At 74.1% G+C, this 22,941-nt stretch carries 23 protein-coding genes and 1 pseudogene; 11 read left to right on the top strand and 13 right to left on the bottom strand.

Annotated elements, in window-relative coordinates:
* Nucleotides 1-26: 26 nt before the first annotated feature.
* A complete protein-coding gene (locus CLT75_RS08775; protein ID WP_135240333.1) occupies nt 27-5,801 on the bottom strand; it encodes a WD40 domain-containing protein in 5,775 nt (1,924 codons plus the stop codon).
* A 107-nt stretch (nt 5,802-5,908) separates the two neighbouring features.
* On the opposite strand from CLT75_RS08775, the gene CLT75_RS08780 reads away from it, so the two are divergent.
* The 3 genes from CLT75_RS08780 to CLT75_RS08790 are packed head-to-tail and all read left to right on the top strand — an operon-like array spanning nt 5,909 to nt 8,430.
* A complete protein-coding gene (locus CLT75_RS08780) occupies nt 5,909-7,141 on the top strand; it encodes an SLC13 family permease (RefSeq protein WP_135240334.1) in 1,233 nt (410 codons plus the stop codon).
* A gap of 10 nt (nt 7,142-7,151) precedes the next feature.
* Nucleotides 7,152-7,475: a nuclear transport factor 2 family protein gene (locus tag CLT75_RS08785; protein ID WP_135240335.1), complete on the top strand. Its 324-nt coding sequence runs from the start codon at nt 7,152-7,154 to the stop codon at nt 7,473-7,475.
* Between the two features lie 55 nt (nt 7,476-7,530).
* On the top strand, nt 7,531-8,430 hold the full coding sequence (locus CLT75_RS08790) for a GNAT family N-acetyltransferase (RefSeq protein WP_135240336.1): 900 nt from the start codon (nt 7,531-7,533) through the stop codon (nt 8,428-8,430).
* Between the two features lie 12 nt (nt 8,431-8,442).
* Here the strand turns inward: CLT75_RS08790 and sigJ are convergent, their stop codons facing one another.
* On the bottom strand, nt 8,443-9,309 hold the full coding sequence (sigJ, locus tag CLT75_RS08795; protein WP_135240337.1) for an RNA polymerase sigma factor SigJ: 867 nt from the start codon (nt 9,307-9,309) through the stop codon (nt 8,443-8,445).
* Between the two features lie 139 nt (nt 9,310-9,448).
* On the opposite strand from sigJ, the gene CLT75_RS08800 reads away from it, so the two are divergent.
* Together CLT75_RS08800 and CLT75_RS33085 are read left to right on the top strand one after the other, a co-directional pair.
* A complete protein-coding gene (locus CLT75_RS08800; protein WP_486485097.1) occupies nt 9,449-9,970 on the top strand; it encodes an SDR family oxidoreductase in 522 nt (173 codons plus the stop codon).
* Nucleotides 9,946-10,218 (top strand): hypothetical protein, encoded by a 273-nt coding sequence (locus CLT75_RS33085; protein ID WP_486485098.1) that lies wholly within the window; start codon nt 9,946-9,948, stop codon nt 10,216-10,218. Before CLT75_RS08800 ends, CLT75_RS33085 begins: the two co-directional genes overlap by 25 nt.
* A gap of 14 nt (nt 10,219-10,232) precedes the next feature.
* Here the strand turns inward: CLT75_RS33085 and CLT75_RS08805 are convergent, their stop codons facing one another.
* The 6 genes from CLT75_RS08805 to CLT75_RS08830 all read right to left on the bottom strand — a co-directional run bounded on the left by CLT75_RS08805 (nt 10,233) and on the right by CLT75_RS08830 (nt 15,139).
* Nucleotides 10,233-10,643 (bottom strand): VOC family protein, encoded by a 411-nt coding sequence (locus tag CLT75_RS08805; protein ID WP_135240338.1) that lies wholly within the window; start codon nt 10,641-10,643, stop codon nt 10,233-10,235.
* A 24-nt stretch (nt 10,644-10,667) separates the two neighbouring features.
* Nucleotides 10,668-11,570, bottom strand: coding sequence for an inositol monophosphatase family protein (locus CLT75_RS08810; protein ID WP_013286528.1), 903 nt, complete (start codon nt 11,568-11,570; stop codon nt 10,668-10,670).
* A 15-nt stretch (nt 11,571-11,585) separates the two neighbouring features.
* On the bottom strand, nt 11,586-12,239 hold the full coding sequence (locus tag CLT75_RS08815; protein ID WP_013286529.1) for a sulfurtransferase TusA family protein: 654 nt from the start codon (nt 12,237-12,239) through the stop codon (nt 11,586-11,588).
* Nucleotides 12,236-13,237 (bottom strand): hypothetical protein, encoded by a 1,002-nt coding sequence (locus CLT75_RS08820; protein WP_135240339.1) that lies wholly within the window; start codon nt 13,235-13,237, stop codon nt 12,236-12,238. Before CLT75_RS08820 ends, CLT75_RS08815 begins: the two co-directional genes overlap by 4 nt.
* 55 nt (nt 13,238-13,292) lie before the next feature.
* Nucleotides 13,293-14,069: a class I SAM-dependent methyltransferase gene (locus CLT75_RS08825; protein WP_135240340.1), complete on the bottom strand. Its 777-nt coding sequence runs from the start codon at nt 14,067-14,069 to the stop codon at nt 13,293-13,295.
* A 110-nt stretch (nt 14,070-14,179) separates the two neighbouring features.
* Nucleotides 14,180-15,139, bottom strand: coding sequence for an LpqB family beta-propeller domain-containing protein (locus CLT75_RS08830; RefSeq protein ID WP_135240341.1), 960 nt, complete (start codon nt 15,137-15,139; stop codon nt 14,180-14,182).
* 139 nt (nt 15,140-15,278) lie between these two features.
* Here CLT75_RS08830 and CLT75_RS08835 point away from each other — a divergent pair, with 139 nt between their 5' ends.
* From CLT75_RS08835 to CLT75_RS32580, 5 genes are all read left to right on the top strand, one after another.
* On the top strand, nt 15,279-15,872 hold the full coding sequence (locus CLT75_RS08835; protein ID WP_135240342.1) for an HD domain-containing protein: 594 nt from the start codon (nt 15,279-15,281) through the stop codon (nt 15,870-15,872).
* 82 nt (nt 15,873-15,954) lie between these two features.
* On the top strand, nt 15,955-16,596 hold the full coding sequence (locus tag CLT75_RS08840) for a dihydrofolate reductase family protein (protein ID WP_135240343.1): 642 nt from the start codon (nt 15,955-15,957) through the stop codon (nt 16,594-16,596).
* A 31-nt stretch (nt 16,597-16,627) separates the two neighbouring features.
* A complete protein-coding gene (locus tag CLT75_RS08845; protein ID WP_135240344.1) occupies nt 16,628-17,107 on the top strand; it encodes a DUF2975 domain-containing protein in 480 nt (159 codons plus the stop codon).
* Nucleotides 17,107-17,325 (top strand): helix-turn-helix domain-containing protein, encoded by a 219-nt coding sequence (locus tag CLT75_RS08850; RefSeq protein ID WP_013286536.1) that lies wholly within the window; start codon nt 17,107-17,109, stop codon nt 17,323-17,325. Before CLT75_RS08845 ends, CLT75_RS08850 begins: the two co-directional genes overlap by 1 nt.
* Complete coding sequence (locus tag CLT75_RS32580) at nt 17,322-17,486, top strand: hypothetical protein (RefSeq protein ID WP_167796893.1); 165 nt, start codon at nt 17,322-17,324, stop codon at nt 17,484-17,486. Before CLT75_RS08850 ends, CLT75_RS32580 begins: the two co-directional genes overlap by 4 nt.
* A gap of 33 nt (nt 17,487-17,519) precedes the next feature.
* Here the strand turns inward: CLT75_RS32580 and CLT75_RS08855 are convergent, their stop codons facing one another.
* Both CLT75_RS08855 and CLT75_RS08860 read right to left on the bottom strand, forming a co-directional pair.
* Nucleotides 17,520-18,719, bottom strand: coding sequence for an RtcB family protein (locus CLT75_RS08855; RefSeq protein WP_135240345.1), 1,200 nt, complete (start codon nt 18,717-18,719; stop codon nt 17,520-17,522).
* 389 nt (nt 18,720-19,108) lie between these two features.
* Nucleotides 19,109-19,501, bottom strand: coding sequence for a hypothetical protein (locus CLT75_RS08860; protein WP_073828521.1), 393 nt, complete (start codon nt 19,499-19,501; stop codon nt 19,109-19,111).
* 147 nt (nt 19,502-19,648) lie between these two features.
* Between CLT75_RS08860 and CLT75_RS08865 the strand changes: the two are divergent.
* Nucleotides 19,649-20,420 (top strand): annotated as a pseudogene (locus CLT75_RS08865) (alpha/beta hydrolase).
* A 39-nt stretch (nt 20,421-20,459) separates the two neighbouring features.
* Here the strand turns inward: CLT75_RS08865 and CLT75_RS08870 are convergent.
* From CLT75_RS08870 to CLT75_RS08880, 3 genes are read right to left on the bottom strand one after another with little or no spacing between them, the layout of a single operon-like run.
* Nucleotides 20,460-20,966: a DinB family protein gene (locus tag CLT75_RS08870; protein WP_135240346.1), complete on the bottom strand. Its 507-nt coding sequence runs from the start codon at nt 20,964-20,966 to the stop codon at nt 20,460-20,462.
* A gap of 44 nt (nt 20,967-21,010) precedes the next feature.
* A complete protein-coding gene (locus CLT75_RS08875) occupies nt 21,011-21,823 on the bottom strand; it encodes a M15 family metallopeptidase (protein ID WP_135243950.1) in 813 nt (270 codons plus the stop codon).
* Between the two features lie 60 nt (nt 21,824-21,883).
* On the bottom strand, nt 21,884-22,849 hold the full coding sequence (locus CLT75_RS08880) for an acetylxylan esterase (protein ID WP_135240347.1): 966 nt from the start codon (nt 22,847-22,849) through the stop codon (nt 21,884-21,886).
* Between the last annotated feature and the right edge of the window lie 92 nt (nt 22,850-22,941).

Below are 22,941 nucleotides of genomic sequence, written 5' to 3' on the forward strand. Positions count from 1 at the left end.
GGAGAGCGGGGGGCAGGGCCGGGGGGTTAGAAGGGGGCGTCCACTGACAGGCGGCGGACCTGGGTCAGGTAGGGGTCCAGTTCGCCCACCTCGAAGCGGCACGTGCCGATGACGTGCCAGAACTGGCCGCCCGGGTCGCCGTCCAGCTTGTACCGGCCGTCCGGGCTGACTGCCGCCCACCCGTCCGGCAGGCCGATGAGCGTGGTCCGCAACTGGGCGTGCTCGGGGTCGGCCACGTCCCACAGCCGTACCGTGCCGTCGTCACCGGCGCTGGCGAGCAGGCTGCTGTCCGGGCTGAAGTGCACCGACCAGACGCGGCGGGTGTGCGCCGCCAGGGTGCCGTGCAGCCGGCCGGTCGCCGGATCCCACAGCCGGATCACCAGGTCGTCGCCGGCGGTGGCGAGCAGGTTGCCGTCCGGGCTGAACGCACAGGACCAGAGCCGGCCGTCGTGTTCGGTGAGCACGAGGCGCCGCTCACCGGTGACCGCGTCCCACACCACCGCCGTGCCGTCGTTGCCGGCGCTGGCGAGCAGCGTGCCCTCGCTGTTGAAGCCGACCGAGTAGACCCGGTCGGTGTGGTGGTCGAGGGTGAGCCGGCAGGTGGCGGTGGCGGCGTCCCAGAGTCGTACCGTCTGGTCGTCGCAGCCGGTGGCGATGGTCTCGCCGTCCGGACTGAACGCGACGGTGCGGACCCGGCCGCGGTGCGGGGTGAGCGTGGCGAAGTGGCGCCCGGTACGGCGGTACCACAGGCGTACCGTGTCGTCGTCGTTCGCGGTGGCCAGGGCGTCGCCGTCAGGACTGAACGCGACCGCCCAGACGTGGTCGGTGTCCACGTTGAGTTCGCGCTCGTCGGCGCCGGTGTCGGTGTTCCACAGGTGCACGCCGCCGTCGCCGCTGGGCGTGGCCACCAGCGGTTCCTCCGGGCAGAACACCACGGACAGCAGCCGGTCGGCCGGGCTGGCGAGCTGCCGCAGCAGGCGGCCGGTACGCGGCTCCCAGAGCCGGATCACGCCGTCGTTGCCGCAGGCGGCGAGCACCTCGCCGTCGTCGCGGAAGGACAGCGCCGTGACCTTGCGGCCGTGCCCGCGCAGCGTGTGCTGGAGCTGCCCGCTGCGGACGTCCCACAGCCGGGTGGTGCCGTCGTTGCTGCTGGTCGCCACCTGGTTCTGGTCCGGCCGCCAGACCACCGGCCACACCGAGCCGCGGTGCCGGGTCAGCTCGTGCCGCACCTGCCCGTCGTCGGTGTCCCAGAGCTGGATCGCGCCGTCGCTGGCGGCCGTGGCGAGCAGGCTGCCGTCGCCGTTGAACCGGACGCTGTAGATCGCGCCGCGCTGCCGCCCGAGCACCCGCACCGGCCGGCCCGTCTCGGTCTCCCACAGCCGCAGCGCGCCGTGCGTGTCGCCGGTGGCCATCAGTGTGCCGTCGGGGTGGATGTCGAGGGCGTACACGTCGGCCTCGTGGCCGCGCGGCGCGCGCAGCAGCTCACCGTCGGTGGCCCGGCGGATCCAGATGCGGCCGTGCTGCCCGACGGCGGCCAGCAGCCGGCCGTCCGGTGAGTGCACGACCCGGTAGACCACCTCGGGCTCCTGCACCTCGAACGCCAGCTTGCCGGTGGGGATGTCCCAGCCGCGGACCGTGCCGGCGCTGTCGGCCACCACCACGCGCCGCCCGTCCGGGCTGAACGAGGTGCCCCAGATCGGCGCGGAGTGGCCGGGCCACTCGTGGCGCAGCCGGGCGCCGCGGGTGTCGTAGAGCCGCACCACGCCGGCCGCGTCGCCGACCACCAGCCGGCCGCGGCGGCCGTCGGTGAGCAGCGGCCACACCCAGCCGGTGAAGACGTCCTCGATGACGTGCCGCACGTCGCCGTGGTCGGCGTCCCACAGCCGTACGGTGAGGTCGGCCGAGCCGGTGACGAGCTGGTGGGACGCGGCGTCGTAGCGGACCGCGTACACCCGGGAGCGGTGTCCCTGAAGCGTGCGTACCGGCAGCCCGGTGGCGGTGTCGCAGAGCAGCACACCGCCGTCGTCGCTGCCGACGGCGAGCACCGCGCCGTCCGGGCTGTACGCCACCGGCACCGGCAGCCGGCCCACCTCGAAGCCGTAGCCGACGCCCACGGCGGGCGGGGCGAGGCCCGGCGCGACCGGCCGGCCCGGTGCGACGACGGCGCCGCGCAGTTCCGGGGCGCGCAGCAGCGCCGGGTCGGCGCTGACGTCGATCAGCGCGGTGCGGTGCCAGCTGCTGCCGGCGACACGCGCGCCGCGCAGGTCGGTACGGAACAGGCGCGCGCCGGCCATCTCCGCGTCGCGCAGGTCCGCCCCGGCGAGGCGGGCCTGGTCCAGGCGGGCGCCGCGCAGCCGGGCGTGTTCCAGCCGCGCCTCGGTCAGGTTGGTGGCGATCAGCCGCGCGTCGGTCAGGTCGGCGCCGGTCAGGTCGGCCCCGGCGAGTTCGCGGTGCGACAGGTCCTCGCCGCGCAGCACCGCGCCGCGCAGGTCGGCCCGGTCGGGCAGGCGCAGCCGGGCGGACAGCCGCAGCGCGTTGGCGCGCAGCGTCTCGCCCGCCGACTCGTCGCCGAGCACCCGGGCGGTCCACGCGGTGCAGCGGGCCGGGTCGGCGAGGTCGCCGAGGAACTCCACCGCGAGCGCGGACAGCGACCGCACCGCCAGCGCGGACGGTTCCTCGCCCCTGTTGATCTGCTCGGCCACCCCCTCGGCGACCAGCCACTCCATCACCGAGGTGTGGATGAACCCGAACAGCCCGTCGTCGGTGCGGACCAGCAGGCTGCCTGCGCCGACCGCGTGCGCCGCCTGCGGGCCGGACAGCCGCGAGTCGGCCCGGCCGGCGAGCTGGCCGGTGGACTCGGCCAGCTCGGCCAGGCGCAGGTATGCCTCGCCGCTCTCCCAGAGCTGGAACGCCAGCCGGCTCACCGCCTGCCACAGCTCGGGGCGGCGCAGGCTCACCGGGGCGCCCGGGATGCCCTGGGTACGGCGCTCCTCGAAGTCCAGCCAGGACTCCAGGATCTCCCGGTACAGCGCGGCGGCGCTGAACGTGCCGCCCGCCCCGGCCACCGCGGCGAGCCGCCCTTCGTCGAGGTTGGCGATGAAGCCGAGCATGCGCGGGTTGCGGGAGAGCCCGAGCAGGTCCTTCACGCCGGCGAGCAGGTCCATCCGCTCGCGGGCGGCCCGCTCGTCGCCGCCGTACCGGTTGCGCAGGAACGCCTCGATCTGCCCGGGGGTGAAGTCCTCCACCGCGAGTACGCGCCGGTGCGGCAGCAGGCCGACCCGCTCGCCGAGCGCGGTCAGCACCTGCGAGTTGGTCTTGAAGTGCTGGGTCCGGCTGCTCACCACGATCTTCGCGTTGCCCTCGGCGGCCTGGAGCAGCGTCTCCAGGTGGTCGGCCGCCCGGTCGTACGTCACCCGGGCGACCAGCTCGTCGAACCCGTCGAACAGCAGCACGATGCGGCCCTGGCGCAGCATGTAGCGGAACGCCTTGAGGTCGATCACCTGCTCGCCGTGGTTGGCCAGGTGCGCGGCGACCAGGCCGTCCACGGAGTGCGCCTTGTCCAGCGCGCGCAGCTCCACCAGGATCGGGATCAGGTCGGGCGCGGCGGTGGGCAGCCGCCGGGCCACCTCCCGCAACGCGAACGTCTTGCCCCGGCCGAAGTCGCCGAGCACCAGCACGAACCGGCCGTCCGGTGCGGAGACGGTCTCCAGCAGCTCGTCCACCACGTCGTCGCGGACGCGCTGGTCGGCGCCGACCAGGTGGCGGTAGCGCTGCGGCACGTACTGCCCGGGCGGGTAGAGCCGGTCGGCCTGCAGCCGGGCGGTCTGCGCGGCGACGTACTCGCGCAGGTCGAGCAGGCCCTGGAACTCGGTCAGGTGCAGCACGCGGACGCCACGGCGCTGCGCCTCCTCGGCCAGCCCGCGCGGCACCCGGTCGCCGTCGTAGACCAGCTCGGAGGCGATGTCCGGGTCGGTGGCGTGCACCCGGCGGGCGAAGACGTCCACGTCGGCGGCGGTGGGGGTGCCCACGTGCGCGCCGACGCGCTGCTGGCGGACCACCCCGTCGGAGCGGTAGCTGATGTACAGGTGCGGCGGGTCGGTGCCGACGCGGCGTACCACCACCCGGTCGTAGCGGGCTTCGCAGACCTCGGCGAGCCGGTCCAGCAGCCGCTGCACCGGGGCGACCGGCGCGGCGGCCACCGCCACGCCCTGGGTGGCCCCCTCGACGGCCACCGGGCGGCGCGGGTCGGGCACCTGCGCCGGGCCGGACGCGCCGAAGGTGGCCTCGGCGTGCGGCCAGGACACGGCGGTGACCGTGCCGCCGTCGAGCCGGTCGTCGCGGCCGAGCACCCAGCGGGTCATTCCGTCGCCGCCGAGCCGCAGCACCTGCGCCCGGCCGTCGCGGGGCGCGGCGGCCAGCGGCACCACCGGGTCCACCCGGGCCGACGGCGCGGCGTCGGAGAGCAGCAGGTTGAGCATCGGGCCGACCAGCCGGTTGACCGAGCCGCGGTCGCGCAGCGACACCGGGTCCGGGGGCACCTCGTCGGCGTACGGGCTGCGCGCCCCCGGCGCGTGCGCCATCGCCCCCAGCCGCAGCCAGCCGGACTGCTGGTAGTGGCGCAGGCGCTGGGCGAACCAGCTGGACTGCGCCTCGCCGAGGAAGCCGTACCGGTCCTCCTCGCGGTGGGTGATGGCGATGGTGGAGTTCAGCCCGGCCACCACCACCCGCAGGTCCGGTACCGGGAACAGCGTCCAGGGCTGCTCGCTGTCGAAGATCCGGTCGTCGAGGCCCTGGTAGAGGTCGTCGAACAGGCGCGCGTAGTGCCGCCACTTCGGCCAGTACGGCGGCTGCGGGTCGACGTCGTCGGCCTCGCAGGTGGCGAAGTACGCGCGGCAGGCGGCCATCGTCACGTCGCGCGGGCCGGGCACCACGACCAGGCGGTGCGGTTCCAGCCCGAGCAGCACCCGCAGGCCGGTGAGGAAGCTCAGCGCGTCGGAGAACTCGCGCGGGCTGCCCGACTCGGTGAGGTTGCCGGCGACGACGAGCAGGTCCGGCCGGGGCACGCCGTCGTTCATCAGCAGCGTGAGGTCGCCCATCAGGTGTTCCTGCACCTCACCCGGGGTGACCGGCGCGCCGGGGGTGATCACGCCCCGGCCGAAGCGCGGCCCGGCGACCTGGAGCACGGTGACGGTGTCCCGGGCGGTCGGTGGCGCCGCCGCGGCCGGCGGGAACGGCGGCGGGTTGATCGGGGTACGCCGGGCGCGGCGGGGCGCGGGCGCGCCGGCGGCGGGCGTGGCGAGCACCCCGTGCGGGTCGGCCGGGTGGTGCGGGAACACCGGCTGCCGCATCGGCTTGGCGCGCCCGTCGAGCGCCTCCCGGATGCGGTCGAGCACCCGGTTGCGGGCCTGCACCGGATCGTCGACGCCGACCAGGTCCACATAGGTGATGGTGGCGAGCAGGCCGTCGATCGGGCAGTCCTCGACGCGTACCGTGACGAGCTTGTTGCCGGTGCCGTCCGGGTCGGCGCGCAGCGCGGCCTGCCACTCCAGCTTGCCGTACGTGGAGTGCAGGTAACGCTCGGACAGCACCGCCACCACCACCTCGGCCTCGCGGACGCCGCGGTCCATGAAGTCGATGAAGTTGGTGCCTGCCACGAAGTCCCACGCCTGCAACAACGTGCGATAGCCCGCCGCCTCGAACTCCCACGCCAGCCACGTGGCCCAGCGTTCGTCGGCCGGCGAGTAGCTGATGAAGAAATCGATGGGGCGGTCGGACCGGGTGGGGTGCGCGCCTACAACCACATGGTCATTATGGCCACCGACGGTCAACAGATCGACACCCTCGGCAGCTCGGATCGTCCCGCGTCGGGCTCCTCCGCCCGCGCCGGCATGTGCGAGGATCATCCCTCGTGGAGACCCCCGGCGATCCGCCGAACGCCGTGCCCGACCGCTCCCGCTGGGGCCGCCTGCACGTGCTGGACTGGATCGCGATCGGGCTGGCCGTGCTCGGCGTGGTGTTCGTGCTCACCGGGCTGCTGCCCCGCGCCGACGCCGAGGGCACCATGCGCCGGATCATCCCGATCCTGATCTTCCTCGGCACGGTGGTGGTGCTGGCCGAGCTGACCGCCGTGGCCGGGGTGTTCGACGCGCTCGCGACCCGGGTGGCGGTGACCGCGCGGGGCAGTTTCCGGGCCCTGTTCTGGCTCTGCGTCGGCTTCGCCTCGGTGACCACGATCGCGCTCAACCTGGACACCACGGCGGTGCTGCTCACGCCGGTGATGATCGCGCTGGCCCGGGCGCTGAACGTGCCGCCGACGCCGCTGGCGATGACCACCGTGTGGCTGGCGAACACGGCCAGCCTGCTGCTGCCGGTGTCCAACCTGACGAACATCCTGGCCAGCGACCGGGTCGACCTGGACCCGGTGCCGTGGGCGGCCCGGATGTGGTGGCCGCAGCTGGTCGCCGTGGCGGTGACCGCGCTGCTGCTGTGGTGGTGGTACTGGCGTCCGGCGCGCGCCGGGGCCGACCCGTTCGTCCCGCCGCCGCCGTACGTGCCGCCGGACCGGGTGCTCTACCGCACCGCGCTCGCCGCCTGCCTGCTGTTCGTCGCCGGAATCCTCGCCGGGGTGGAGATCGGCATCGCCTCCGGGGTGGCCGCCGCGATCCTGGTCGCCGGCTTCGCGGTGCGGGCCCGGCACCGGCTGCGGCTCGCGCTGGTGCCGTGGCGGCTGCTGGTGTTCGTGACCGGGCTGTTCCTGGTGGTGCAGACCATCGGCCGGCACGGCCTGGACACGGTGATGGGCACGCTCATCGGCACCGACCCGGGCGCGGAGGGGGCGCTGCGGGCGGGCGCGGTCGGCGCGCTGTTCAGCAACGCGGTGAACAACCTGCCCGCGTACCTGGCCGGCGAGGCGGTCATCGCGGCCGACCGGCACACCCAGTTGCTGGCACTGCTGATCGGCACGAACGTGGGTCCGCTGGCCACGCCGTGGGCGTCGCTGGCGACACTGATCTGGTACGAGCGGTGCCGGGCCGCCGGGGTGGCCGTACCGCTGGGCCGGTTCGTGGCCACCAGCGCCGCGCTCGCCGTGCTCGCCACCACCGCCACCGTCACGGCGCTTCTTGTCGGTCCCGGTGCCTAGCATCGCGACCATGAGCAGCACGCCCGAGATCGTCCGCCGCTACTTCGCGCTCGCCGGCCAGGCCGACAAGGAGCCCTACCTCGCGCTGTTCGCCGACGACGCGGTGGTCGAGGACGAGGGACGCACCCACCGCGGGATCGACGAGATCCGCGCCTGGCGCAGCGGCACGCCGCTGGTGTCGTACGAGATCACCGACGTGGAGCAGGCGCCGGCCGGCACAGTGGTGACCGCCACGATCAGCGGCGACTTCCCCGGCAGCCCGTTCGCCGGGCTGCGGTTCCGGTTCGAGGAGTACGACGACACCCGCATCCGCCGGCTGCGCATCGCCCCCTGAGCCGGGGCGGGAAAACCGGTATGGCCCGATTCCGAGCGGTGGCTACCGTGCTCACATGACCGCCGCGCCCACACTGCACTTCTGCACCGACCCGGGCGAGTTCCTCGCCGACGCCGAGGCCTACCTGGCCGCCGACCCAGTGGTCGGGACAGTCGTCGCCAGCGTCACGCGCCGGATGGCGGCCCGCCGCGCCGAGGGCGCCGCGCTGCCCGAGGACGACTGGTGGCTGGTGGTGCGGGACGGCTCCGGGGCGGTGGTGGGCGTCGCGATGCGTACCGCGCCGTTCCCGCCGCGGCCGCCGTTCCTGCTGCCCATGCCGAGGGAGGCCGCGGTGGCGCTGGCCGGGGCGTGGCACCGGCGCGGCGAGCGGGTCCGCGCGGTGAACGGCGCGCTGCCCGCCGCGCGCGCCTGCGCCGACGAGGTCGCACGCCTCGACGGCGGGCGGGTCGAGATCGCCCAGCACACCCGGCTGCACGTGCTCGACCAGCTGGCACCACCGACTCCGGTGCCCGGCGCGCTGCGGGCGGCCACCACTGTCGACGTCGACCTGGTCGCCGCGTGGTTCGGCGCGTTCACGGCCGACGCCGACGAGCAGGCGGGCCGCCCGCGCGGCACCAGCGCCCACGAGACGCCCGACCGCGCCGAGCTGCTGCGCCGGATCCGGCACGGCCGGGTCTGGTTCTGGACCGACGGGTCGGGCCGGCCGGTGCACCTGACCGCCGCCCACCCGACGTCGTTCGGCGTGGCCCGCGTCGGGCCGGTATACACGCCGCCCGAGCAGCGCGGACGCGGCTGGGCCGGCAACGCGGTGGCCGAGATCAGCCGGCTGCTCACCGCCGAGGGCGCGCGGGTGTGCCTGTTCACCGACCAGGCCAACCCGGTGTCGAACCGGCTCTACGCCCGGCTCGGCTTCCGCCCGGTGGTCGACATGGCCAACCTGGTTCTGGCCGGCTGAAGCGGCCCCGGGTCAGCCGGCGAGGCCGAGCGCGGCCAGCCGGCGCGGGTCGGCGATCACGTCGACGGCGGCGATCCGGCCGGCGGTGACGGTGAACGCCATCACCGACAGCGGGCGGTCCCCTGCGGTCACGAGCACGCCGGCAGCACCGTTGACGAGCACCGGCCGGGCGTGCGGGAACAGCCGGCCGAACGTGGTGGCCTGCGCCGCCACAGTCGTCGCGCCGGTGAGCACGACCGTGTGGCGGGCGCGGGCGCTCCCGGCGTCGGAGCGCAGCACCACGTCCGGGTGCAGCACCGCGATCAGCGCGTCGAGGTCGCCGTCGCGGGCGGCGGCGAGGAAGGCGTCCACCACCGCCCGCTGCCGGGTCAGGTCCGGGTCGGGCGTGGGCGCCTGTCCGCGTACCCGGCGGCGGGCCCGGCTGGCGAGCTGCCGGGCCGCCGCCGGCGAGCGGTCGACGAGCGGGCCGATCTCGTCGAACGGCACGCCGAACATGTCGTGCAGCACGAACGCGAGCCGCTCGGCCGGGGTCAGCGTGTCCAGCACCACCAGCAGCGCCAGCCCCACCGAGTCGGCGAGCACCGCGGCGTGCGCCGGGTCGTCGGCGCCGGCGTCCACCACGGGGTCGGGCAGGCGTACGTCGAGGGGGTCCTCCCGGCGGGCGGCGCGGGACCGCAGCGTGTTGAGGCTGACCCGGGCGACCACAGTGGTGAGCCACGCGTCCAGGTTGTCCACGGTGGCCGCGTCGGTACGGGACAGCCGCAGCCAGGTCTCCTGCACCGCGTCCTCGGCGTCGGTGAGCGACCCGAGCAGCCGGTACGCCACCGCGCGCAGCCTCTGTCGCTCCCGCTCGAACCGTTCCGCCAGCCCGGTGTCCATCACCTGAGCCTCCCCTCCCGCACACCGTCCCGACCCACGCCGGGTCACCGATGTGACCAGAGGTGACGGCTGTCACATCTGGCACGCCGGCGGTGCGACGCGGGTCGACGTGGCAGCACAGGCGACGGAAGGCGAGACGATGAACAGACAGATCCTGGTCACCGGCGGCACCGGCACGATCGGCCGGCACGTCGTACCGCTGCTGCGCGCCGCCGGGCACCCCGTGCGGGTGCTCAGCCGGCGCGGCGGGCGGTCCGGCGACGGCGTCACCCATGTGACCGCCGACCTGCTCGGCGGCGCCGACCTCGGCCCCGCCCTGCGCGGGGTGTCCACGGTGCTGCACCTGGCCGGCGGCGCGAAGGGCGACGACCGCGCCGCCGCCCACCTGGCCCGTGCCGCGCACCGGGCCGGTGTGGCGCACCTGGTGCACATCTCGGTGACCGGCGCCGATCGGGTGCCGCTGGCCTGGATCCGGTCCAAGCTCGATGCCGAACGCGCGGTGGTGGACTCCGGCGTCCCGTGGACGGTGCTGCGCGCCGCGCAGGTGCACGACCTGGTGCTGACCATGCTGACGGCGATGACCCGGCTGCCCGTGGTGCCGGTGCCGGGCGGTCGCAGCCTGTCGACGCCGCCGAGGTGGCGGCCCGGCTGGCCGAGCTGACGCTGGGCGCACCGGCCGGGCTGGTGCCGGACCTGGCCGGGCCGGACACCCACGGCATCGGCGAACTGCTGACCGGCTACCTGACCGCCACCGGGAAGCGCCGGGCGCGGCTGCCGGTACGCATCCCCGGGCGGGCCGGCCGGGCGTACCGGGACGGCGCGAACCTCGCCCGGCCCGGCGCGGCGAGGGGCGTGCGGACCTGGGCGGACTTCCTGGCCGAGCGGGCGCCGTCGCGGCCGGTCGCCTGACCGGCCGCGGCGCGTCAGGAGTCGGTGGCGCGTGCCGGCGGGTGGAACTGCTCGAACATGACCTCGTAGCCGTCCGGGTCGAGCCCGTAGAAGATCCGTGCCCAGCCCACGTCCTCCGGCTCCAACGTCACCGGCAGCCCCTCGTCACGCCACAGCGCGTACGTGGCGTCCAGGTCGGCGGTGGGCACGGTGAGCACGAACCCGAGCCCGGGCGGCCCGGCCTTGACCGCGCGTTCCCGGTCCGCGTCGTGGTGCCCGTGGCGGTGCAGGTCGGACAGGATCAGCCAGGTGTGGCCGAACGTCAGGTAGCGCAGGTTCGCCTGGCCGGTCTGCGGGATCTCCTTGAAGCCGAGTCGCAGGTAGAGCCGGTGGGAACGGTCCAGGTCACGCACCCGGAGCCCGAGCTTGAGTTGTCTGGCGGCCATCCGGCCGAGGCTAGCCGACCCGGCTCACCAGCCGACCGACCCGAGGCCGACCGGGGTGAGGCGGCGCACCTGCGGCTCGATCCACTGTGCCGCGGTGACCAGTTTGACCAGCCGGTCGATGGTCTCCGGCGGCCCGGCCACGAAGCTGCGCCGGTCGGCCGGGCAGCCGTACCTGTCGTCGAACGTGCCGCCGTCGAGCGCGCGGACCGCCATGCCGGCCTCGACGGCGAGCAGCATCCCGGCGGGCAGGTCGACCGCCTCGGGGCGGTAGCCGACGATGCCGTCGATGTCGCCGCGGGCCAGCATCACCCAGGACAGCAGCGGCGCCCACAGTTGCAGCACCCGGCGGGCGCTGGTGTCCAGCACCACCTTCAGCGCCCGGGCGGTGCTGTCGTCGCGGCGTACCTCGTGCCCCTGGGTCCAGGCCAGCACCGGCGCGGACGGCACCGGGCGCTGTGCGGCGCGCAGCGGCCGCGCGGCCGGGCCGGACGCGTGCACGAACGCGCCCCGGCCGCGCACCGCCGACCAGGTACGGCCGGCGACCGGGTCGTGCACCACGCCGAGCACCGGCGAGCCGTTGTCGCACAGGGCGATCCCGACCACGTACGCGGGCAGCCCGATCGCCACGTTGTTGGTGCCGTCGAGCGGGTCGACGAGCCACGCCCAGGCCGTGTCCGGGGCGTACTCGCCGCCCTCCTCGGCGATCACCCCGTGCTCCGGCCAGCGGGCCCGGATCCGGTCGACGATCAGCCGCTCGGCGGCCAGGTCGAGGTCGGTCACCAGGTCACCGGTGTCGTTCTTGGCCCGGGCGTGCACCTCCCCCCGGGTGCCCCGGCGCAGCAGTCGGCCCGCCGCCTGCGCGGCCTCCACCGCGAACCGGTGCGCGTCGCGCAGGTCGGGCCCGCCTCTGCTCGGCTCCACGTCCATGGCTCCTCCAGCCAGTCAGCCCCGTGCCACCAGTCGCGCGATCTCCCGCGCCATCCGCGCGGTCTCCGCCGCGTCGCAGCGGTCCCGGCGTACCCGGTGGCTGCGCCCGTCCACCGCGCCGAGGCTCAGGTCGCACGCGCCGGGAGTGGTCCGGCCGAGCGCCACTGTCACCGCCGGCTCACCGGCGTCGACCTCCGAGGTGTGGAAGCCGCCGGCGCGCAGCGCGTACGAGTCGCCTGCGGAGTGCGTCTCCACCGTCGCGGTCATCGCGGTGACCAGCCGGTCGGTGGCGGCCATCTCGTCCACCTCGCCGAGGCTGTGCACCTCGTAGATCCGCCAGGCCGGGTCGGCCGGCGCGTCGTCGACCTCGATCAGCTCGTTGCGGACGGTGCCGTGCAGCACGTGGCTGAGCAGGTCCCAGCTGTGCGAGTGCATGGTGGAGGTGGTCGGGCGCACCGGCGGCGGGTCGGCCGGCCAGGCGTGCACGCAGATGCCGTCCGGGCCGTCGCGTTCCACGGGCAGGCAGGTGAAGCCGAGCGGATGCCGGACCGCGCGCAGCGGCCGCCGCCCGTCGGCGACGTCGCCGAGCACGTCCAGCACCCAGCCGCGCAGCATCTCCGGCCGGGTGCCCCGGTCGATCTCCCGTTCGAGGTCGGCGTAACTGGTCATGAGTAGGGGTTCCTCGCCTGGACGGCCTTGCCGATGATGTCGGCGACCTCGCGGTCGCCGAAGGACCGGGGCAGCGTCAGGCCGAGGGCGGTGAACAACCGCCGCACCTGCTCGACCGACGGCTCGTCGTCGAGCTTGACCTGGGCCGCCGCCTCGATCGGCACGCGCCGGCTCTGCCGGCGGCTGTAGTCCAGCTCGATGTTGAAACGGTTGTAGTAGACCTCGCCGCGGTCGATGCGCAGTGCGGGCGTCTGCGGGTTCTCCTGGGTGATGACGACGCAGGAGGAGGAGAGGTCGTAGCGGAACGTGGTCATCTGCGCGGAGAGCCGCACGTCGACGGTGAGCAGGCCGGAGCGCTGCAGGTGCCAGCAGGCCGCCAGCACCGTCGCGTACGACTCCTTGCGGGTGCGGTCAACGGTCCACGGCTCGCCCGGCGCGTCCGGGTCGAGGCTGCGCCGGAACCGCGCGTACCGCTCGCAGACCTCCTCGTCGGTCGGGTCGATGATCTCGATGGCGACGGTGAGCGTGGCGTTGCGCCGCCGGGCGTGTTGCAGGCATTCCGGCAACGTGACCGCGCGCAGGAAGGTGCCGGTGCCGCCCTTGAAGCTCCACTGGTCGGTGTGCCGCCGCGCCTCGGCGAGTGCCTGCCCGACCTCGCTGCCGTGCAGCACGCGGACCATGGAGACGCTGTCGATGGCCTCGCGGGCCCGGTTCAGCGCGCCCTCCGGCCCGGTGATCTCCTGCATCTGCGGCACCAGGTCGGTCAGCCGGTCGCGGGTGTCCGAGATGACCTGGCGGACCTCCCGCTCGGTGGTGCGCCGGCGCAGCCGGTCGCGCAGCATCGCCTGCGCGAGCAGGCCCAGGACCAGCAGGATCGCGCTGTTGACGACCTCCTGGTCGACCGCGTTGGTGAGGCCGAGCACGGACACCGTGAGCGCCAGGACGAGGCCGATGAACGCGTCGAGATTGGTCACGACCCAGGCGAGCAGGCGCGTCATGACATCCCCCGGTCGACGACGGAACCTCCATGATAGCCCGCTGTCAATGTCGCCATCACGCCCTGTTTCCGGCCGGTGGCGGTCCGCCCTGCCGGCGGGCGGCGCAGATCAGCGAACCGCCCAGCCCGGGCGCGGCGCGGGCCAGCCGGCGCGAGGCCACCCACCGGCCACCCGGCAGCCGCCAGCCGACCTCGTTGGACCGCAGCGCGACCGGCGTGAACCCGGCCCGGCGCAGCGTGCGGCGCAGCAGCGAGGCGGTGAACGGGCGGATGTGCAGCCACAGGTACGGGTGCAGCGGGTCGACCTGACGCGGCGCCCGCCCGGCGAGGAACGCCAGCCGGTCCTGCACCGGCGCGAGGTTCGGCGTGGTGAGCACCAGCAGGCCGTCCGGCGCCAGCACCCGGTGGCACTCCCGCAGCAGCGCCAGCGGGTCGTACACGTGCTCGATCAGCTCCCCGGCGAGCAGCCCGGCGAAGCTGCCCGCCCGGAACGGCAGCCCTCGGGTGGCGTCCAGCCGGACCGGCAGCGCCCGTCCGCCGGCCGCGGCGCGGGCCGTGCGCAGCGCCGTCTCGGCCGTGTCCGCGAGCACCACCGGGCCGGGCAGCGCGGCCGGGTCGAGCATGCCGCGCGGCCCGCAGCCCAGTTCCAGCACCGGTCCGCGTCGGGTCACCCCCTCGACCATCAGCCGGGCCGCGACCGCGCGGCGCACCCGGTGGTACGGGTCGTCGACGTACCCGTCGACCTCGGCGCCGTCGTGGTAGCGGTGATGGTTGGCGTGCCTGCCGTGCGCCTGCGCGCGGTGCGACGACGTCCCGGTCGGCGGCTCGGCCATCACCCCTCCACAGCGGACGCCGGCCCCGTCGGCGGCGTCCGCTCCAAGCCTCGCACCGGTCGCGCCCGGCGGCGCGCACATCCATCACCGGATGTGCGCGCGGCGGTACGTCAGATCGCCCGCGCCCAGTCCAGCCGGGTGCTGTCGTCGTACTCGTCGCCGGGGATCCACCACTGCTCGCCGAAGCCGCTGGTGGACACGATGATGTTGCCGCCGTCCGGGTACTCGTTCTCCGGCGGGATCGACAGCGCGGCGCAGTAGCGGCCGTCCGGGGAGAACACCGGCGACAGGTAGAACCGGGGCTCGTCGGTGAGCTTCTTCAGCCCGGTCCCGTTGATCCGCACCGAGGCGAGGGACTGGTTGAGTGTTTCCAGGTCCGGATACCAGCGGTTGGTGCAGAACACCACGCGACCGGAGTCCGGCGTGAAGACCGGCGAGATGAACGTCTCGCCCGCCACCGGCGTGTAGATCGGCCGCACCGCGCCGGTCGCGAGTTCCAGCACCCGCAGTTGCCAGCCCTGCGAACGGCTGCGCCACCGCAGGACGATCATCGAACCGTCCCGGGACCAGTCCGGGTCGGCCATGGAGTGCCCCTCGACCAGCACGCGGGTGGCGCCGGTGACCACGTCCACAGCGATCAGCCGGTCGTAGTCCTGCCCGGTGACCAGCGCGATCTCGGTGCCGTCCGGCGACCAGGTCGGCGCGCCGTAGCGGACACCGAACGGGTCGGCGAGCAGCGTGCGCTTCTGGCCGGTGACCCGGTCGTACACGGCCACGAACGGCTCCAGCGTGCCGTCGCCCGAGCGGGCCGTGTTGACCCAGGCCACGTACCGGCCGTCCGGCGAGGACTTGGCGTGGTCCCCGTTCGGCAGCAGTTCGCGCGGCGTGGTGCGGCCCGGGTCGATCTGGAGCACACCCCAGCCGACGCTGACCAGCCACGACCCGTTCACCACGTCGGCGGCGGCCGGCGCGGCGGACGCGGCGTGGGGCGCGGCGGCCACCCCGGTCGCGGCGGCGAGCCCGGTCAGCGCGGCGGTACGCAGCAGGGCACGACGATTCAGTGCGGTCATTCGACAACCCCCGTGAGAGACGTGGCCCCCACCCTCCCGAGTGGATCGACGCACCGGAATCGGACGAGCGGCCGCTTCACGTTCGGCTGCTCGTCCATCACCGCCGGTGAGCCCACCGGAGACCGGTACGCTCGCCCCGATGACCTCCGACGCGCTGCACCGCGCCCTCACCGAAGCGGGCGACCCGCCGCTGCTCCCGCTGCCCGGCGTGGCGGTCGAGCTGCTGGCCGCGCTCGCCGCCCCGCCGCGCCTCGGCGCGCACCTGCGGCTGGTGCACGACGTCGCCTGGCACCTGACCGCCGCGTTCGCCGACCGGTTCGCCGCGGTGCCGTTCGACAGGCAGGCGGTGCTGTTCGGCGCCGCCGTGCACGACCTCGGCAAGGTCGAGCATCCCGGCGAGCTGACCGGCCCGGGGTCGGCGCACGAGGAGGCGGGCTACCAGTTGCTGCTGCGCTTCGGCGTACCGGAGGAGCGGGCCCGCTTCGCCGTCACCCACGCCGCCTGGCACTCCCCCGGCGTGCAGCTGGAGGACCTGATGGTCAGCCTCGCCGACAAGGTGTGGAAGGGCCGCCGGGTCACCGACCTGGAGCAGCTCGTGGTCGACCGGCTCGCCGGCATCACCGGCCAGGAACGCTGGCAGACGTTCCTGGACCTCGACGACGTGCTCGCCGAGCTGGCCGCCGGCGCGGACCGCCGGCTGGCGTTCCAAGCCGAACATCCGGTGTACGGCTGACGCCGGACCGACGGCGGCGATGAGTCCGGCACCGGCCGCCGGTCTGCCCTGGGTCGGTGTTCTCCGATGTCCGGGAGGAAGCATGAGCACCAGCGAAGCGCGGGGCCGGGTACGGGCGTTCGTCACCGTGTCCCTGGACGGCTACATCACCGGTCCGGACGACCACGCGGGCCAGGGGCTTGGTGTCGGCGGCGAGCGGCTGCACCACTGGGTGATGGGCGGGCCGTGGACGTACGACACGCCACGCGAACCCGGCACCGGCATGACCGGTGAGGACCGCGCGTACTTCGACGAGCTGCTGGCGGGCGTCGGCGCCGCGCTGTGCGGCCGGGGCATGTACGACAGCGCCGGCGCCTGGGGCGGCCGCAATCCGTTCCAGGCGCCCCTGGTCGTGCTCACCCACCGCACCGCCGACCAGCCCGACCCGGACGCCGGTTTCCTCATGGTCGACGGGTTCGACGCGGCGCTGGCCGCGGCCCGGCGTACGGCCGGTGACAGCGCGGTGGTCATCGGCGGGGGCGCCGACGTCATCCGGCAGGCGCTCGCGGCCGGCGTCGTCGACGAGCTGGGCCTGTCCACCGCGCCGGTGATCCTCGGTCGCGGGAAGCGGCTGTTCGAGGGCTTCGACCGGGACGTCGACCTGGAGATCCGCGCCGTGCACCACTCGCGGTACGCCGTCCACGTCCGCTACGCCGTCGGCCGCCGCGCGAGCGATACCGATTGACTTTCGATAGGTTCCGCGCGATAGTCGATGCATGTTGACGGCGCAACGCGCGGTGACACCACTCCGCGCCTTCCTGGTCCTGCTGTTCGCGATCCTGGTGCTGTTCCAGACCATGTCGCTGCCCGGGCAGTTCGCGCACATGGCGCGCGAGAACCCGGACATGGCGTACCTGCGGTGGCCCGCCACCGCCGTGACGATCTTCTGGGTGCTGTGCGTGCAGGTGGTGATCGTCTGCACCTGGCACCTGCTCACCCTGGTCAAACGCGACCGCATCTTCACCGAGGCGTCCCTGGGCTGGGTCGACGGGATCGTCTGGGCGGTCGCCGCGGCCTGGGTGGTGCTCGTCGGCGTGTTCCTCTACGTCGGCTTCAACGCCGACGACCCGGGCCTGCCGCTGCTGCTGTTCCTGCTGGTCACCGGCGTCAGCGTGCTGGGGCTGCTGATGGTCGTCCTGCGCGCGCTGCTGCGCCAGGCCACCACGCTGCGCACCGACATGGAAGCGGTGATCTGATGCCGATCGTCGTGCGCATCGACGTCGAACTGGCCAAGCGCAAGATGAGCGTCGGCGAGTTCGCCGAGCGTGTCGGGCTCACCCCGGCGAACGTCGCCGTACTCAAGAACGGCCGCGCCAAGGCCGTCCGGTTCAGCACCCTGGAGGCCATGTGCCGGGTGCTCGACTGCCAGCCCGGCGACCTGCTCGAATGGGTCGCCGACGAGGAGGACCGATGAGACACCTGGCCGCCGCCGTCGCCCTGCTCGCCGTCGCGCTCGGCGTCACCGGCTTCGTGTACGGCGAGGCCGACGACTCCCCCGGTCTCCAGTTCCTGTCCGCACTGCTCGTCATCGGCGCGGTCGCCATCGGCGTACGCGTCGCCCGGCGTACCCGATAGGGCCGGCGCCCCCTCGACGCCGGCCCCTGCCGCTCAGCCCTTCACGCAGACGACCTGCTTGAGGTGGGCGACCACCTCGACCAGGTCGTCCTGCTGGGCCATCACCTCGGTGATGTCCTTGTACGCGCCGGGGATCTCGTCGACCACACCGGCGTCCTTACGGCACTCCACCCCGGCGGTCTGCGCGGCCAGATCCGCGGTGCTGTACGTCCGCTTCGCCTGCCCCCGCGACATCCGCCGACCGGCGCCGTGCGACGCCGAGCAGTACGCGTCCAGGTTGCCCTTGCCGCGCACGATGTACGAGCCGGTGCCCATCGAGCCCGGGATGATGCCCAGGTCCCCCGTCCCGGCCCGGATCGCGCCCTTGCGGGTCACCAGCACGTCCACCCCGTCGTAGCTCTCCTCCGCCACGTAGTTGTGGTGGCAGGAGATCGGCTCGTCGTAACCGGCGTGCGGGAACGCCTCCCGCACCACCTGGCAGAGCAGGGCGAGCATGACCGCCCGGTTGCGGCGGGCGTACTCCTGCGCCCACCACAGGTCGCGCCGGTACGCCTCCATCTCGGGCGTGCCGGCGAGGAACACCGCGAGGTCCCGGTCCGGCAGGTCGGTGTTGTGCGGCAGGCCGCGCGCCACCGCCATGTGCCGCTCGGCCAGCTCCTTGCCGATGTTGCGGGAACCGGAGTGCAGCATCAGCCAGACCCGGCCGTCGTCCGCGCCGCCCTGCTCCAGGCAGACCTCGATGAAGTGGTTGCCGCCGCCGAGCGTGCCGAGCTGCCGCTGCGCCCGCGTCTGGAGCTGGGCCACCCTCCGGTCCAGCGTGCCGAACCGCCGCCAGAACTCGTCCCAGCCCGCCTGCTCCAGTCCCCGGATCCGGCGCGGATCGACAGCGTCGTCACGCATCGCGAAGCCGACCGGGATCGCCGCCTCGATCGCCGACCGCAGCGGCGCGAGGTCGTCGGGCAGGTCGGCCGCGGTCAGCGAGGTCCGCACCGCGGACATGCCGCAGCCGATGTCCACGCCGACCGCGGCCGGCGACACGGCCTGCCGCATCGCGATCACCGAGCCGACAGTGGCGCCCTTGCCGAAGTGCACGTCCGGCATCACGGCGACGCCCTGCACCCACGGCAGCGCGCCGATGTTACGCAGCTGCCGGGCCGCCTGCGCCTCGATCGCGTACGGGTCGGTCCAGACCCGGACCGGTGCCCGGGTACCGGCCAGCGGGGTGAAACCCATCGTCGTCTCCTTGCTCATGTCCGTCTGAAATAAGTGCCCCGGACACGGAGAACCGCCCGGCTCCGGTGTCGGGGCGGGCGGTTCGCGCGGATCGTCGCGCCGGCGCTAGACGCGCCACCACCCGGGTTGCCACTGCCGTCGCCGGCCCGTGCCCGATTCGGGCAGCAGGGCACCGGCGCGCGGCGCGAGCCGCTCGGCGCGGGTGCGGTTCTGCTGCGACACGGCAGTCTCCCTGGTGGATCGGATCGACGTTGCCCGCTCACCGTACGGGCGCCGCACACGAGCGGCAACGCGATATCTCTTCGGGCGCAGTGGTGCACGCGGGGGCGACGAAGGACGCACCCCGCGTCGCGACTCCATGAGTGCCGGGCGCGCCCGGCGGCCGGCTGCTAGCCGGCGTGCGCCACCGGGTGGCGCCGCATCTCCTCCATGAACGGGTAGCGCGCGGTCAGCTCGGCGAGCGTGATGCCGGCCCGCCACGCGGCCGCGACCTGCGCGACCTGGAGCAGGTCGGTGGCGTCGCCCCGGGCCTGGACGTCGCCGTCCACCCGCAGGTCGATCATGAAGTAGCGGGCCTGGGAGCCGAGGCTGACGCAGACCACGCCCCGGGGGGAGGTCATCTCGGCGCAGGTGAACCGGCTGCGCCCCTGCTCGGGCGCGGTCACCTCGCCCACGTCGAGCTGGTGCGCGGCGGCGGTCGCCACGAGCGCGGGGGCGAGACCGCCGGGCTCGACCAGATCCGGGTAGAGGCGCACACCCAGTGCGGCCGACACGTCGCTCATGACTGACTCCCACTTCCTCGTGACAGAGACCAGCAGCGCGCAGGTTACGAGTGTGTTTCCGGCACGCACGGCCATCTTTTCCCGTGCGACCGTCCCGGGGCAATAGGAACGCCCTCATCGAACCCCTCCGAGGTACGCTGCCGCCTCATGGCGCTGATCCGGTGTGACTTCTTCTCCGAGGCGTTGGGCATGGGCACGTCGATGACGGTGCTGCTGCCCGATCGCGGCGCGGCCGGGATCGGCGTGCCGGGCGCCGCCGCCGACGGCGACCCGCCGGTGCTCTACCTGCTGCACGGCCTGACCGACGACGACACGGTGTGGACCCGGCGCACCGCGATCGAGCGGTACGTGGCGCCGCTGGGCCTGGCCGTGGTGATGCCGCAGGTGCAGCGGAGCTTCTACTGCGACGAGGCGCACGGCAACCGGTACTGGACGTTTCTCAGCGAGGAGTTGCCCGAGGTGTGCCGGTCGTTCTTCCGGCTCCGACCGGCGGGAGGACACGTTCGTCGCGGGCCTGTCGATGGGCGGCTACGGTGCGATGAAGTGGGCGCTGCGCCACCCGGACCGGTTCGCGGCGGCGGCGAGCCTGTCCGGCGCGCTGGACGTGACGCGCCGCCGCCACCATGCGACCCGTCCGGTCGACCCGGCGGTGTGGCGCACCGTCTGGGGTGACGGCCCGGTGCCCGCCGACGACGACACGGTGGGGCTGCTGGAGCGCTCCGGCGACGACCGGCCGGCGCTCTACGCCGCCTGCGGCACCGAGGACTTCCTGTACGAGGACAGCCTGCGGTTCCTCGACGTGGCCCGGAAGCGCGACGTGCCGGTCACCGTCGACTTCGGTCCGGGTGACCACGACTGGGCGTACTGGGACGCGCGGATTCAGGACGTGCTGGCCTGGCTGCCGCTGCGCACGCGCTGACGGCGGTGCGCGCGGGCGCTGAGCCGGCGCTGAGCGGGCTCAGACGCCCACGGTGCCGTCGATCGCCTCGCGGATGAGGTCGGCGTGCCCGTTGTGGCGGGCGTACTCGTGCAGCATGTGCAGCATGACCAGGCGCAGCGAGACGTCCTCGCCCCAGCGTGCCTGGTGACCTGTCACGTCGAGCGACTCGGCCTCCCGCTCGATGCGCCGGGCGTGCTCGATCTCGCGCCGCCACGCCTCGAACGCCTCCGCCGCGTCGGCGTCGCGAGCGTCGTACGCCTGCTGGAAGTCGCCGCGGTCCGACCACACCAGCGGCACGTCCTCGGCGGCGATGACCCGCCGGAACCAGGTGCGCTCCACCTCCGCCATGTGCCGGACCAGGCCGAGCAGGGACAGCGTGGACGGCGGCGACGCCTGCCGGCGCAACTGCTCGTCGGTCAGCCCCTCGCACTTGAGGGCCAGCGTGGCCCGGTGGAAGTCGAGGAAGGCGCGTAACGACTCCCGCTCGTCCGCGAGCAGCGGCGGGCCGATCCGTTCGGTCTCCATGAGCGTCGAGCCTAGCAGCAATCGATCATGGTGGAACGACCGCGTCACCGCAGCGACGAACCGGCCACCGGGAAGTCGAACCAGGTGTTCGGGTACGGCTCGTCGACGTACCGGTAGTGCCACCACTCCAGCGGATAGTTCTCGAAGCCCTGCGCGGACATCAGCCGGCGCAGCAGGTCCCTGTTGTACCGGGCGGTGTCGCTGATCCGTGCGTCGGCGGTGTGGGCGCGCGGGTCGAAGCAGTCGAACCCGGTGCCCATGTCGATCGAGTCGTCGGCGAAGCGGCGCCCGGCCGGGTCGGTGCAGGGCACGAGCGGCTGGCCGGGCGTGTACGCGGCCTGCGGCGGCCCGGAGACCGGGACCAGGGTCAGGTCGACGGTGCTGCCCCGGCTGTGCGCGGTGGGCGCGCCGATGTAGCCGTCGGCGAACAGCCGGTCCTTGGGCACTCCGGGATAGAACTCGCCCTTCATCCGCTGCTCGCCGGGGAGTTTCGCCCAGGCGACGAAGTCGTCGGCGGCGCGCTGCGGGCGGTAGCAGTCGTACACCTTGAGGCTGTGCCCGCCGGCGAGCGCGGCGGTCTGCACCCGGTGCAGCGCCTGCGCCGCCGGGCGGGTGAGCAGGCAGCGCGGTTCGGCGTACCCGTCGATGGGACGGCCGACGAAGTTGTGCGGGCCCGCGTACCGGATGTCGGTGCGGACAGTGGGGTCGACGGTGGTGAGGTCCACGATGTCCGCCGGCGCGCGCGGGCCGCTCGGGGTGGGTGACGGCGGCACGGACGGCGACGGCGACGGCGCGGGCCGCTGGCAGGCGGCGGCGAGCAGCGCGGCCGCGACGGCCAGGACCGCCGTCGCGCGCATGCCGGTGCCCATCCGCCGTGTCTACCAGCCCGGGCGGGCCGGCAGCGGCGGAACCGGTGGTCAGCCGCCCAGCACGGTACGCAGGAAGTCGACAGCGGCAGCGTCGTCGTCGATGGCGCCCGCCTCGTGGCCGTTGAACCGCCACACCGTCAGGTCCTTGTCGCCCCGGTAGTCGTGGTAGGCGGCGTAGACGGTGGACGGCGGCGTGATCTCGTCCATCAGCGCGACGGAGAACCGGGCCGGCACTGTGGCGCGGCGGGCGAACGCGACGCCGTCGACGTAGCCGAGCGTGCGCAGCGCCTGCTCCTCGCGGTCGCGGTGCACGGCGAGGTAGTCGCGGATCTCCCGGTACGGCGTGGCGTCGGTGATCGTGATCGCGCGTGGGATGTCGCAGAGGAACGGCACGTGCGCGACAGCCGCGCGGACCCGTGGTGCCAGCGCGGCGGCGGCGAGCGCGGCGGCGCCGCCCTGGCTGTGACCGAGTACCGCGATCCGGTCCGGGTCGACAGCCGGCAGCTCGCACGCGGCGTCCACGGCGCGGACCGCGTCGGTGAGGAAGCGCCGGTAGTAGTACCTGTTCGGATCCTCGATGCCCCGGGTGGCCATGCCCGGCGCCTGGGGTCCGGCGGCGGCGACGTCCGGTGTGTCGCCCCGGCTCCACCCCGAGCCCTGACCCCGCGTGTCCATCTGGAGGTGGGCGAAGCCGGCCGCGGACCAGAGCAGGTTCTCCAGCGCGTGGCCGCGGCCACCGCCGTACCCGACGTACTGCACGATCGTGGGCAGCGGCTCCGTCGCGCCGCGCGGAATCCGCAGCCAGGCGCGGATCGGCTGTCCGGCGAAGCCGGGGAAGGTCACGTCGAAGACGTCGACAGCGGTCAGCGGCGTGGGCAGCGGGGTCGCGGACACCGGGTCGCCGCAGGAGCGCGCCTGTGCCAGAGTGTCAGCCCAGAAGGCGTCGAAGTCCGGAGGCTCGTGCAGGTCGCTGCGGTAGGTGCGGAGTTCGGCCTCGGTCAGGTCGGTGAACACGCCTCGGTTTTCCTCGTCGTTCGTCGGGGGTGGACGGCGAGCCGTCGGAAGATGACTGGCGCATTTCCGGAACGTTTCCGCAACTCGTGCGA

The organism is Micromonospora sp. CNZ285 (assembly GCF_004637285.1).